The organism is Acinetobacter seifertii (genome assembly GCF_016064815.1).
GTDB lineage: Bacteria > Pseudomonadota > Gammaproteobacteria > Pseudomonadales > Moraxellaceae > Acinetobacter > Acinetobacter seifertii.
The window spans coordinates 3,286,915-3,299,638 of sequence record NZ_CP065820.1 but is presented as its reverse complement, the minus strand read 5'-3'; the positions used below and the strand labels follow the sequence as shown (position 1 = coordinate 3,299,638).

At 38.4% G+C, this 12,724-nt stretch carries 13 protein-coding genes; 6 read left to right on the top strand and 7 right to left on the bottom strand.

Annotation, left to right across the window (positions count from 1 at the left end):
• Positions 1 to 15 precede the first annotated feature (15 nt).
• A complete protein-coding gene (locus tag I8T81_RS15185) occupies positions 16 to 435 on the bottom strand; it encodes a hypothetical protein (RefSeq protein ID WP_198072781.1) in 420 nt (139 codons plus the stop codon).
• Positions 436 to 727: 292 nt separating this feature from the next.
• Between I8T81_RS15185 and I8T81_RS15180 the strand changes: the two genes are divergently transcribed.
• From I8T81_RS15180 to I8T81_RS15170, 3 genes are all read left to right on the top strand, one after another.
• Positions 728 to 955, top strand: coding sequence for a hypothetical protein (locus I8T81_RS15180; RefSeq protein WP_191106946.1), 228 nt, complete (start codon positions 728 to 730; stop codon positions 953 to 955).
• A 227-nt stretch (positions 956 to 1,182) separates the two neighbouring features.
• Positions 1,183 to 2,850, top strand: coding sequence for a mechanosensitive ion channel (locus I8T81_RS15175; protein ID WP_191028622.1), 1,668 nt, complete (start codon positions 1,183 to 1,185; stop codon positions 2,848 to 2,850).
• 126 nt (positions 2,851 to 2,976) lie between these two features.
• On the top strand, positions 2,977 to 3,147 hold the full coding sequence (locus I8T81_RS15170) for a hypothetical protein (RefSeq protein ID WP_019457074.1): 171 nt from the start codon (positions 2,977 to 2,979) through the stop codon (positions 3,145 to 3,147).
• 12 nt (positions 3,148 to 3,159) lie between these two features.
• On the opposite strand, the gene I8T81_RS15165 is transcribed toward I8T81_RS15170, so the two are convergent.
• From I8T81_RS15165 to I8T81_RS15145, 5 genes are all read right to left on the bottom strand, one after another.
• On the bottom strand, positions 3,160 to 4,359 hold the full coding sequence (locus I8T81_RS15165) for a BaiN/RdsA family NAD(P)/FAD-dependent oxidoreductase (protein WP_191028621.1): 1,200 nt from the start codon (positions 4,357 to 4,359) through the stop codon (positions 3,160 to 3,162).
• A gap of 115 nt (positions 4,360 to 4,474) precedes the next feature.
• Positions 4,475 to 5,356, bottom strand: a complete 882-nt coding sequence (locus I8T81_RS15160; RefSeq protein ID WP_198071576.1) for a 1-aminocyclopropane-1-carboxylate deaminase/D-cysteine desulfhydrase — start codon at positions 5,354 to 5,356, stop codon at positions 4,475 to 4,477.
• Positions 5,357 to 5,421: 65 nt separating this feature from the next.
• Entirely contained in the window at positions 5,422 to 6,537 is a 1,116-nt protein-coding gene (locus tag I8T81_RS15155) for an HlyD family secretion protein (RefSeq protein WP_198071575.1), read from the bottom strand.
• A gap of 40 nt (positions 6,538 to 6,577) precedes the next feature.
• The gene (locus I8T81_RS15150) at positions 6,578 to 8,221 is read right to left on the bottom strand and encodes an MFS transporter (RefSeq protein ID WP_004703464.1); all 1,644 of its coding nucleotides are present in this window, start codon (positions 8,219 to 8,221) and stop codon (positions 6,578 to 6,580) included.
• A gap of 1 nt (position 8,222) precedes the next feature.
• Positions 8,223 to 8,786, bottom strand: coding sequence for a TetR/AcrR family transcriptional regulator (locus I8T81_RS15145; RefSeq protein WP_077163852.1), 564 nt, complete (start codon positions 8,784 to 8,786; stop codon positions 8,223 to 8,225).
• Between the two features lie 179 nt (positions 8,787 to 8,965).
• Between I8T81_RS15145 and I8T81_RS15140 the strand changes: the two genes are divergently transcribed.
• The 3 genes from I8T81_RS15140 (at position 8,966) to I8T81_RS15130 (ending at position 10,256) form a co-directional block, all read left to right on the top strand.
• A complete protein-coding gene (locus I8T81_RS15140; RefSeq protein ID WP_049066979.1) occupies positions 8,966 to 9,589 on the top strand; it encodes a LysE family translocator in 624 nt (207 codons plus the stop codon).
• 162 nt (positions 9,590 to 9,751) lie between these two features.
• A complete protein-coding gene (locus tag I8T81_RS15135) occupies positions 9,752 to 9,940 on the top strand; it encodes an NF038215 family lipoprotein (RefSeq protein ID WP_019457069.1) in 189 nt (62 codons plus the stop codon).
• Positions 9,921 to 10,256 carry an EF-hand domain-containing protein gene (locus I8T81_RS15130; RefSeq protein ID WP_191012680.1) on the top strand — a complete coding sequence of 112 codons (336 nt, stop codon included), beginning with the start codon at positions 9,921 to 9,923 and terminating at the stop codon, positions 10,254 to 10,256. Before I8T81_RS15135 ends, I8T81_RS15130 begins: the two co-directional genes overlap by 20 nt.
• An 81-nt stretch (positions 10,257 to 10,337) precedes the next feature.
• On the opposite strand, the gene metG is transcribed toward I8T81_RS15130, so the two are convergent.
• Positions 10,338 to 12,404, bottom strand: a complete 2,067-nt coding sequence (gene metG / locus I8T81_RS15125) for a methionine--tRNA ligase (RefSeq protein ID WP_191012681.1) — start codon at positions 12,402 to 12,404, stop codon at positions 10,338 to 10,340.
• Positions 12,405 to 12,724 lie beyond the last annotated feature (320 nt).

Sequence of the window (12,724 nt, the reverse complement as noted above, 5' to 3'; positions counted from 1 at the left end):
TTATGGATATGTTTATTAATGGACAAACATATCCATAAATTCACGAATTTCTGAAATCGCGCTGTCGACATCTGTTGAAAGCCAAGTTGGTTCAAACAGACCTGCATAATATTCAAGACGATCTTGAGGAACAACCAAGCGAACAGGGCAGTCTTCTTCAAGTAAACGCCACGGTAAAATCGGGACTTCATTGTCCAGAAATACATTGATATTACGAATATCAACAATCATCGCATTAACACATTCAGGGAATGGCATGACCGAGAACTCTTCGGTACGGCGACGGAAATACTCAAGATCACCCCATTTAAACTGGAAGCTTGGTTTATTAAATTCAATAATACCAATGAGATGCTCATCTCTTGTTTGATGCAAATAACATTGATGTGTGACGTCAGTGTCGAGATCAAGAGTTACGCTTTGCTGACGATACATCATAAAATTGAGTAGCTTTAAAACAAGGGGGCTTATTATAGCCTATTTTATAAAAAGTAAGCGCTAAAACATATTGTATTACAAATCGAGTTTTAAAGAAGGTGATGAATAAAATGAGATTATATTTTTAATAGTCAAAATTAATGTGGCTAAATTTTATACTAAATTTATTATTTTAAAAGTAGAGTTTTGCAAACCTAGTCACCTACGCATAATGCTTTTTCACACAATGCAACAAATCAAATTGTTATGATGATTATAAAGTTAATGATAATAGAAGAGGGGAAAGAAGATGCATGATTTTTCAAAACCACCTCATGTGACGAGTCCTGAAGAAACTGCGAAAAAAAGAAGATTGCCAGTTTATATTTTAATTATTGTTGGGCTTTTTCTTATTGCACTCATCGTCTACATGGTTGCTGATCATAGCAAAACGCCTAAAGAAGAAGGAGCTTTTCAACATGAGACCATACCACATGTCATGATTGGTAGTTCTGATTTGAAAACTTACAAAGGATAGTAAGCCCAACAGTATATCTTGATAGAAAGCCTTTAGGATGTGCCCTGAAGGCTTTTTTTGCAATCTTTTGCATCAATTTGTTGTATTTATGCAGAAGGTTGTTGATTGAAAAATATTCAAAACATAAGGTGACATAGACCGCATTTATCGTCATTTTTTACAACGAACTGGTGTTTTTCATTTATTGATAACACTGAAAAGAACATAACAATTGAGGACATAACAATATGAATGAATTTTTTAATGGGCCTCGCGGCGCTCAGTTTGATGCGATGTATTACTGGGATCAGTTTCATCCTATTTTGGCTGCAATTGTCATCTTACTGGTTGGCTGGATAATCGCTTTAGTGGTAGCAGCAGGGGTAAAAAAACTTCTGCAAAAATTAAATACCAATGCCAAATTATCTTCAGCTACAGGGCGTACTCCCAATATAGAAGGTCTCGTCTCCAAAGTCATATTTTGGTTTATTTTGATTCTTGCTGTTGTTGCTGCTTTAAATGTACTCAACATTAGTGGAGTAAGTGGTCCATTTAGCAATATGGTGAATCAGGTACTTGTTTACATTCCAAATATTATTGCTGCTGTGGTGGTTGGCTTTATTGGCTGGATAGTTGCTCGACTGGTGCGAGCAGGGATCACCAATGTGCTATCTAGAACGCAACTTGATGATAAGTTAAGTAGTGAAGTGGGTGTAGGAGGAATCAGTCAAAATATCGGTGAAATTCTTTACTGGCTTGTACTATTACTTTTCCTTCCTATTGTTCTCTCAATCTTGGGATTAACAGGTTTACTTATTCCTGTTCAAAACATGGTGAATGAGGCAATTGCCTTCTTACCAAATATCTTTATTGCTGGCGTTATCGTTTTTGTTGGTTATATCTTGGCAAAAATTGTACGCGGTATTGTTGAAGGTTTAATCAATAGCTTAGGTGTTCAGGCTCAAGCTGAAAAAATTGGTCTTTTCAAAAATTCAAATGTAGGCAAATTCTTAGGTTCATTTGTTTTTGCCATTATTATCATTACGACATTGATTGTGGCATTTGAAGCTTTGGGTATTCAGACCATTTCTCAACCTGCGACAGCAATGCTGAATGAAATCTTGCAAGCGATTCCAAACATTATTGCTGCTGGTTTAATTCTACTTGTTGCTTATATTGTTTCTCGTTTTGTTGGACGCTTGGTTGCCGAACTGATTGCAGGAACAGGTGTTGATGAAATTCCAGCAAAATTAGATGTACAACGTTTTTTAGGTCAAACTAAAGTCTCTGGTGCTGTTGGCTGGTTAATTGTGTTCTTTACCATGTTGTTTGCAGTTTCTGAAGCTGCTGACCGTCTTGGTTTTGAACAGATTAGTGGTCTAATCGCAATGTTTATCCATTTCGGTGCAAACATTCTATTGGGCGCTGTAATTTTGGTGATTGGTTTCTGGCTTGCAAATGTTGTGGCGAACGTAGTTCAACGTGGTGAATATAATAGTTCGCGTTGGTTAGGTAGTTTGGTTCGTGTCTTAATTATTGGCCTAGTTCTTGCGCTTGGTTTAAAAGCGATGGGTATTGCTGATTCGATTGTAAACCTTGCATTTGGTTTAACTCTAGGCGCAGTTGCAGTTGCTTTCGCACTTGCATTTGGTTTGGGTGGTCGTCAACCAGCAGAAAGATTGCTATCTGATTTGCTTGATAAAGCGAAAAAAGAAGCAAATCATCCAAATCCTTTATATCAACCACCTACTACAACAACAGCGAGTACGTCTTCAACTCCAACTTCATCAACTACGACAACTCCACCGTCAGTGGTTCCATCTGATGCAAAACCAGCAGATTCTGCACAGGTAAACCCAGCACAACCACCTGTAAATAAACCATTTGGCTCTACTGGTGAAAATGATGAAATTTAGTGAGTGAACTAATTTTCAGATAAACCGTACAAAAAATCTTTGATTTTTGTGATAAGTTCGACCACTCTATATGAGTGGTCGTTCTGTCTTTGACAGCTATAAAAACAAATAAGTGAGGAAAATACGATGAAAAAACCTGGTCGTTTTTTAGCACCTGTTGTAATTGCTGGGATTACCGTTGGTTTTTTAGCAAGTGCTTATAAATTTGTATTTAGCAAATCTGACTCATCAAAACAGGCAACAACGCATACACGTGATGCTGAAAAATCATCAAGTGAAGCGAAAGCAGCAAATTAGCTTATTCCGCATTTAAACATATTGTGCTGCTGCATAAGCAGAAGACCAAGCCCATTGGAAGTTATAACCTCCTAAATGGCCGGTTACATCAAGTACTTCTCCAATAAAGAACAGTCCTTTCTGCTTTTTGCTTTCGAGTGTTTTAGATGAAACTTCGGTTGTATCAATTCCACCTAAGGTCACTTCGGCAGTACGGTATCCTTCAGTGCCTGATGGTTTAACCGAAAAACCATGTAACTGCTCGGTAATATGCTCTAGCTGTGCATCACTAATATTACCAATCGCCGTTTCGCTATGCTCTGGCCATATGAGTTGTTGTAGCTCTTGTACAATACTTTTCGCGGTAAATTCATTCAGAAGGGTACGCAATAAAACTTTCGGCTGTGCTTTCTTTTTGTCTTTTAAATAACTTGTTAAGTCTTGGCTTGGGAAAAAGTCAATTTTAAAACTTTCTCCAGTATTCCAATAGTTAGAAAGCTGTAAGGAACTTGGTCCACTTAAGCCACGATGGGTAAATAATAACGCTTCAGTAAAGCTATTTTTTGAGTTGCTTAACGTCACATCTAAAGCATTACCACTTAAGCGTGTGGTGACTTCTTTAATATGATCTGAAAAAGTAAATGGAACTAAACCAGCACGGGTTGGGAAAACTTTATGTCCAAATTTTTGTGCCAGTTCATAGCCGAAACCAGAGCCACCCAAAGTCGGAATGGATAAACCACCCGTAGCAATAACTAATGACTCACAGCTAAAACGCCCTTGGTTGGTGTGTACAGAAAAACCGCCTTGTTGTAATGGGTCGATCTGTCCAACTTCACAATAGGTTTGAATTTCAACATTGTTGGTTTTATTACACTCACTTACCAACATCTCTAAAATTTCTTTAGCGCCGTTTAGCGTAAATAATTGACCGTGTTTACGTTCTTCATAGGCAATTTTGTAGTCACATACCAAACCGATAAAGTCCCAGTTGCTATAGCGTGACAGGGCAGAAATGACAAAGTGTGGATTATGAGAAATATAGTTGTCAGGCTCTACATACAGGTTGGTAAAGTTACATTTACCTCCACCTGACATTAAAATCTTTTTACCAATTTTGTTGGCTTTTTCTAAAATTAAAACCGAGCGCCCTCGTTTAGCAGCATGTGCAGCCAACATGAGTCCAGAAGCGCCTGCACCTAAGACAATGACATCGACATGACTGTTAGACATAAGAGATTCTCGATTAATCGTGAAAATTAAAAAGGGGCATATACTACCATGTCAGCACTTACTCGTGCTAAAGACATTTATTGCCGTAGAGAAAACCTTAACTAAAATGAGTAAATTATTGGTGCGATTTATTTCTTATATCTGCCTGTAAACCACCAGAATGAATAGCCAGAATACGAGTTCCTTCAGGAAAGTAATGATTCTTTATAAGGTCAAACACACCGAACATCATTTTTCCCGTATAGATCGGTTCAAGAGGCACGGCATATTTCGCTTCAAAACTCTCAATAAATGCAAATAGTTCAGGTGACGTTTTGGCATAACCTCCGCAGCAATAAGCATCTGTCAGAGACCAATTCTGTTTTTTAGTCCACTGTTGAATTTCTTGTTGTAAAAAGTCACCTTTTAAAGCCGAAAACCCCATAACTTTTTGATGTGCTGAACTCCTTTCAATAAGACCTGAAATCGTTCCGGCGGTTCCCACTGCACAGCAAATCACATCGTATTGCTCTAAATCATACTCACTAAGAATTTCCTGACAACCTTGAACTGCTAGCTGATTGGTGCCGCCTTCTGGAATAATAAAAGTTTCAGGAAACTGATGACCTAGCTTTTGAAGATAATTTGCGTCATCTCGCAAGTGATACTCATTGCGTGAGACAAAATGTAGCTGCATTCCCAGACTTTGGGCTTTTGCCAAAGTGGGGTTAAGAGGCTTACTCGCTAACTCTTCACCACGAATAATTCCAATACTATGTAAGCCAAAAAGATGAGCTGCATAAGCAGTTGCAGCAATATGGTTGGAATAAGCGCCACCAAAAGTCAAAATATTTGATAGTCCTTGTTGTTTTGCGGCAAGCAGATTGTATTTTAGTTTGAAAAATTTATTGCCTGAAATTTGAGGATGAATTAGATCTATCCTTTTAATGTCGAGATGAACAGATGAGGGGAGTTCAATGTGCTGGTAGGAAATCGGTTGGACAATGTGATCAAACATTAGAAATTGAGAAAAATAATGAATGATCACATTGTAGCTTTTTAAAGAGAACTTTAAAAAGCTGATTAAGAACTTGTATCGACAGAAGTAATCACTGACATACCAGGGCGTAAGTGTTCCATTCCTTCCTGATTCGGGTCTATGGTGATGCGTACAGCTATGCGTTGCACAACTTTAGTAAAGTTGCCTGTCGCATTGTCTGGCTTTAACACACTGAACTCTGAACCTGCAGCAGGTGAGATTTGCTCAACATGGCCTGTAAATTTTTTGTGGTTCATGGCATCGACAGTAAACCATGCTTTTTGACCAATTCGCATATTGGCAATTTGGGTTTCTTTAAAGTTAGCAATCACCCAAGTTTGCTGTGGAATTAAGTAGAGTAACTGTGAGCCTGCCGCGACATATTGTCCAACACGAGGGTTTACTTCACCCAGTTGACCATCCATTGGAGCAACAATAACGCTATAGTCTTTAGTGGTTTGTGCTTGGTCTAACTGTGCTTTAGCACTTGAAACTTGTGCTTCTAAGCCAGCTTCTGCGACCTGTGCGGTTTTCAAAGCCTCTTTAGCAACTAAAACATTCGCTTCTGCCTGTTTCAGTGCTGCAAGGTTATTTTCAGCATCGGCCGCGGCTTTATCTTGCTCAGATTTAGAGGCTGCACCACTATTTCCTAGCTGTTGGTAACGTCTAAGCTGAGCTAAAGAGAGTTCGTATTGAGCTTTTGCTTGATCGACTTTAGCCTGCGCCGCCACAATATCAGCTTGCTTCTGAGCAATGGATTGGGTTTGGTTGGCTAAAGTATTTTTAGCTTGTTCAACCCCAGAAGCTGCCTGAGTTACTTTTTGGTCATAAGTGGTTGCATCAATGTGCATTAACACTTGACCCATTTTAACGTGATCAAAGTCTTTGACTAATACATCTTTAACGTAGCCATTAATTTGTGAAGATAAAATCGTAGTTTTACCTTTGACATAACTATTGTCAGTTTGCTGAACACTCGTTGCAAACGGACCAATTCTCCATGCCCATAAAATTACTAAAATACCGATAATAAGGACTCCCAACATCCAGAACAGAGTTGAGCTTTTTGTCGGAATCAATTTACTTGCAGGTGCAGGTGTTGGCTCGTTGACAGGTGCCTGAGCTGGTGTTGGTTCCGGTTTGTTTTGATCATCTGACATATATCAATCTCAATTTCTATTTCATCAATAACAAAAGCCTTTAAGGGCGGCTAATTCCTCTACGTTGTAGATATTTACTACGCGCAATGTTAAATCCACCCCATAAGAGCAGTGCGATAGCAAAAATACCGTTTAACGCAATAACATCATTGTAGGCACGCACTTGTGCTTCACGGGTGACTACTTGATTGAGTGTGCGCATGGCCTGAGTCGTTTGTAATGCTGGGTCATTTGTTGTGATGGCTGCACTACGCTGATAGGTGGAGAGCCTTTGAGAAACTAACGGGTCGGATTGTTCTAAATCTTTAATAATCTCGACTTGATAGTTCTGCGTGCGGTGTTGTTGATAGGTCGAGAAGAAAGAAGACCCGACAAGGCCACCAAAGGTTTGAGTTGCTGAGAACAGCACAATAAAAGTCACTACATACGAAGGACCTTTAGCTAAAGTTTGGGCGAAACCAATGAGCAGTAACGGCCCAATAAATAAACCACCTGCGAAACCTACTAGGAACTGACTTGCAAAGAAGTTCACTGGTCGAACATCACTGGTTAAGTGATAATCTAGTCCACAGGCAACCAGAATCAAGAACTCTGCAAAAAGTAAGTGGAAGATAATTCGTTCACGTGAAAAAGTCAGTGCACTAAACAGTGTTCCGCTTAAAATCCCGATGAATATCACAACATAAAGTGGTACAAACTGATCAGGCCCCATTCCCATGGCTTTTAAGAAGTTAACAGCAGCATAGCTTTGCTCTGACATTAGAAGCCGAATCGCAAAAGCACCAAAAATAAAACGTAGTGTCGAAGCAGTACCTAACCAACGTGTCATAATTAATGGATTGGCACGATAGTGTTCATAGAGCAAACCAAGAACAACCAAACTAAAGCCAGCAATTAAAACGTAAGCAAGCCATTCACTGTTAAACCACCATAAAATTGGGCCTTGTGTAAGCACAATACATAAGCATGCAAAACCAGGAGCCAGTAAAGCAAAGGTAAAGAAATCCTGCTTCTCAAATACATAAATACGTAAGCTTCGTGGTAGTTTCAATGAAACAACCATGGCTAAACAACAAAGTGCTAAACCTAGCTCAAAGGTGTAAAGAACAGACCAGCTGTCTGTACTGACAAGAAATGGAGAAATAATCCAAGCGACGGGAACCCCTAATTGTTGAAAACCGAAAGCGATATAGATGCCTTTTGCCATATCTGCTTTTTTAAAAGCTTGCATGGTGTAATACATACCTAAAGAGCTGAGAGGTGCTCCCGCTAAACCCGCTACAACTCTTGCAAATAGGGCCATTTCGTAGGTATGCACAAAAATATGTAAAACTAGCACGGCAATAAAAATAACCAGTCCTATTTCCGAAAATACTCTTAAGCCATACTGTTGCCGGGCTTTAAACAAAATCAGGTTTGAGCTGACATTTGCCATGACATAAGCAGCAGGGAGCCAAGCAGCTTCAGAAGGTGTCAGTCCATATTCACCTTGAATTAAAGGTAAATTTGCCGTAATAAAACCATTACTTAAACTTGCCGAAAGGGCGATAAATAAACCAATAAAAAAGTAAATAAACCGCTTAGGTACAGAGTGTGCAATCGCTGCTGGTGAACCAGGCAAAGTCGGTTGCTCGTCTGGTGTCCAGTCAGGTGGTGTTTCTAAATAACGAGGCGTTTTACTCATTCTATCCCTCGAATTTTTGTACTTGAATACCATTAAATAGTAATTCAATTGCTCGTTTTGCTAAGCGAGTTTGTTCTTCTGGCTCATGTCCTTGAAATGAAGAACCTAACATTGCAGTGACCATTGCATAGTCATTGGCAGTGAGATCAGCTCGACACAGTTTTTGTTCTATGGCATTTTCAATCAGTGGATTAAGTGCATTATTTCGCCGTTCATAAATTTTTAACATAATTGGATCTTGTCGATCAATCACTCTCCAAAAATCTTGCAAAATTGCAAGTTTAGGAAGTTGTGCAATATGTCCTTCAATTAAACGAAATAAACCATCTTCGAATTGTTGAAAATGAGCAGCTTTTTGCTCTAGCTGTGTAATTGCACGCTCTAAAAGAGCGCTAATTAAAGCCTTACGATCACAAAAGTTGCGGTAAAAAGTTGCTCTACCTACACCTGCATGGTCAATCACAACCTGTAAGGGGACATTAATACCATGAATACGAAAACATTCTTCGGCAGCATTGAGTAATTCATCCCGATTATGGGCAGCAATTTTTTGGCGGGTACTCATGTTCTTGGTTTGGGAGTTTTAAAGACAGATATATTTAACGGACATTTTTGTCCGTTGTGAAGATATAAATTGTAAAAACATGAAAATTCAATTTTCATCATTTATATGTTTTCCATTTTTATATGTGACATAAAAAGCTGTTAGAATACCGCGCAATTGCGTAATGCTAGGTCAATACAATGTTTGAGTCCCTTATTCCTCTTTTTTCAATTGCGATGGCATTGATGCTTGGAGCAATAAGTCCTGGGCCAAGCTTTATTTACGTAGCACAAAATTCAATTTCTAAATCACGTAAACATGGTTTGTTTACAGCTTTAGGTACAGGTACAGGCGCAGCTCTTTTTGGTTTTCTAGCTGTTATGGGGTTGCAGGCAGTTTTATTAGCAGTGCCTTCTGCTTATTTAATCTTAAAAATTGGTGGTGGGCTGTATTTGCTTTGGCTGGCTTTTAAAATTATTAAACACGCTAAAGAACCAATTGCCATGGAAAATGATGGCAAATCAAAAATGACCTATAAACAGGCATATCGTTATGGCCTGATTACCCAGTTAAGCAACCCGAAAATTGCAGTCGTTCTAGCGAGTGTATTTACTGCTTTATTGCCAAAAGAAATTCCAAATTACTACTACGTTGCATTGCCAGTGATTTGTTTTATGATTGATGCAGGGTGGTATTCATGTGTTGCAATGCTGCTCTCTTCAGAGAAGCCTAGAACAATGTACTTAAAAGCAAAAACTGGCGTTGACCGAGTGGCTGGAAGCATTGTGAGTTTATTAGGTTTAAAATTAATTTTCTTCAAATGATAAGCCTTTAATTAAAATATCTAAAAAATACAAAGCCAGCTATTTAAAGTCTGGCTTTATTTTTGAGTAAAATATATACAAATTGAAATATCTTTTTTTATACTTAAATATTTAAAAAGTGGTAACTTAATAAATAAAACAAAAAGAAATGAGGATCACGTTATGAAAAAACTAATGGTGAGCATTTCTGTAGTTTTTCTCATCTTAACTACAGGGTGTGAGATGAAAACAATGAGTAAGCCACAACCAGCAAATGAGCGGACCATGAGCATTGTTGGTACACCTGTTCATGAAAAAGATTACAAGATTTCCGATTTACAAGCCAATAATCATGAGCAATCCAACTATTAAGTTACTCATAGCTTGCATCACTTACTGCATGTTAAATGTGGTAAGTGCATGTGAGCCTGCATCCTTGGATTGGAAGCTTTTTCAGGAAAAATATGATTTAAATCATGATGGAATGTACAGCTTAAAAGAATTTGAACGTGTCCAGGATTTCTACCCGTATAACTGGTCTACGGATAAGCGTTTTCAGGGAGACAATAAACAAGCAGAGCTATTTCATTATTTAGATGAAAATAAGAATGGCTATTTAACAAATGAAGAGTTGGGTAATATACACGTTTTATTTAGTAACCCTTGCGAAGGGCGGCCTTGGTTATAATTTAAGCCTTCTTATAGATGTTTTTTGAAAATTTATAGTTAAAAAAGCTCCCTAAATTGAGAGCTTTTTTATTAAGACAAATTAAGAAACTTTATCGCCAGGTTTTGCACCGCTATCTGGTGAAATAATGAAAATACCTTCACCATTTCCAGCAGCAAGTACCATACCGTTTGAAATACCAAAACGCATTTTACGTGGCGCAAGATTTGCAACCATAACAACCAATTTACCTTTTAGGTCTTCTGGCGCATATTGATTGCGAATACCACTAAATACGTTACGTGGTTCAGCTTCACCAACATCTAACGTCAGTTGAAGTAACTTATCTGAACCTTCAACTGTACCTGCTTCAAGTACTTGAGCAACACGTAAGTCAACTTTTAAGAAATCTTCAATACCGATAATTTCAGCTTCACCCACTGCTGGTGTAAGAGTTGCTTTTTTCTCAGCTGCTTTGTCTTTTTTCGCTGCCGCTTTTGTTGCTTCTGGAGCAGGAGCACCTAAAGACTCTTTAGAAGCATCAACCATAGCTGCAACAGCTTTTGGATCAACACGCTGCATGAGAGGTTGGAACTGTGCAATCTCATGACTTACAAGAATTTGTTTACGTGACTCGAAATCGAAGCTTTCAAGTTTTAAGAAATCTTGAACTTGCTTTGCCAAAGTTGGAAGAACTGGAGCCAAGTACACCGCGAGTTGACGGAATAAGTTGATACCCACAGAACATACATCAAGAACTTGTTGCTCTTGACCTTCTTGTTTCGCAAGTGCCCAAGGTTTTTTCTCATCAATATATTGGTTTGCACGGTCAGCAAGCGCCATAATTTCACGGATCGCCGTAGAGAATTCCCGTGCTTCATATGCTTTAGCAATTGAATCGCCTGCATCAATAAAGCTTTGTACTAACTCAGATTCTGTACATTCAGCAGATAAAGTATTGTTAAAGCTACTATTGACGAATTTTGCACAGCGGCTAGCAATATTAACGACTTTACCGACTAAATCTGAGTTTACTTTTTGAACAAAGTCATCAAGGTTCAAGTCAGAATCTTCAACTTTATCTGAAAGTTTAGAGGCAAAGTAGTAACGTAAATATTCTGGGTTTAAATGCTGTAAATATGTCTCGGCCTTAATGAAAGTTCCACGTGACTTAGACATTTTTTGTCCATTTACAGTCAAGAAACCATTTACAAACAAGCCAGTTGGAGTGCGATAGTTCGCACCTTCAAGCATTGCAGGCCAGAATAAAGCATGGAAATAAACAATGTCTTTACCAATAAAATGATAAACATCGTTTTGGCTGTCTTTTTTCCAGAAATCTTCAAAGTTTAAATCTGGGCGTTTAGTTTTGATGTAGTTTTCAAAACTAGACATATAACCAATAGGGGCATCTACCCACACGTAGAAATATTTATTTGGTGCATCTGGAATTTCAAAGCCAAAATATGGTGCATCACGAGAAATATCCCAGTCTGCTAAACCAGCTTCAAACCATTCATCTAATTTGTTCGCAATTGAAAGTGGTAAGCGACCTTCATCACGCGTCCATTTTTGTAAATATTCAGAGAAGTTTGGAAGTTTGAAGAAATAATGGTCTGATGATTTTTCAACTGGTGTTGCACCACTTAAAGTTGAACGCGGGTTAAGTAACTCTGTTGCATTATAAGTTGTACCACATACTTCACATGAGTCGCCGTATTGATCTTCTGATTTACATTTCGGGCAGGTACCTTTAATGAAACGGTCAGATAAGAACATCCCTTTTTCTGGGTCAAATAATTGAGTTACAGGGCGAACTGCAATATTTCCAGCTTCACGGTTTTTAATGTAGATATCTGTTGAGCGTGCTTTGTTTGCATCGCTATGTGTTGAATCGTAATGATCGAAATGAACGCCAAAACCGTCAAAATCACGAATGTGTTCTTTTTGAACATTCGCAATTTGCTCTTCTGGGCTAATACCATTCGCTTCGGCACGTAGCATAATCGCTGTACCATGAGCATCGTCCGCACACACATAAGTCACATCATGACCCATTGCCCGCATGGCACGAACCCAGATATCTGCCTGGATGTAACCGAGTAAATGACCCATATGAATTGGACCATTCGCATAAGGGAGGGCATTAGTGACTAAAATTTTACGCACGGATCTCATTCTCTCATTCGTATTTATAAGGTGGAAGATTTTAACTGATGAGTGAAGAAAAACAAAGCATGAGAAGGATTGCTTCATAAGGGGGACGAGTGCAAGACAAGAGCTAAGCTTGAGTAGTTGGATAAGCAAAGATTAATAATCTTTGGCTAGAAGCAAGGGGAAGCAAAACATATTTTAAGTTAAAAGTTATTTCTCTTTAGAAAAGATAAACAAATCAAAAAATATTTGAATCTTCCTGTATTGTCTTTGTTTCAAATTGCAGTTACGGTCAGAAAATAAGTCATAACGATGTATAACTATTAACTTACTTC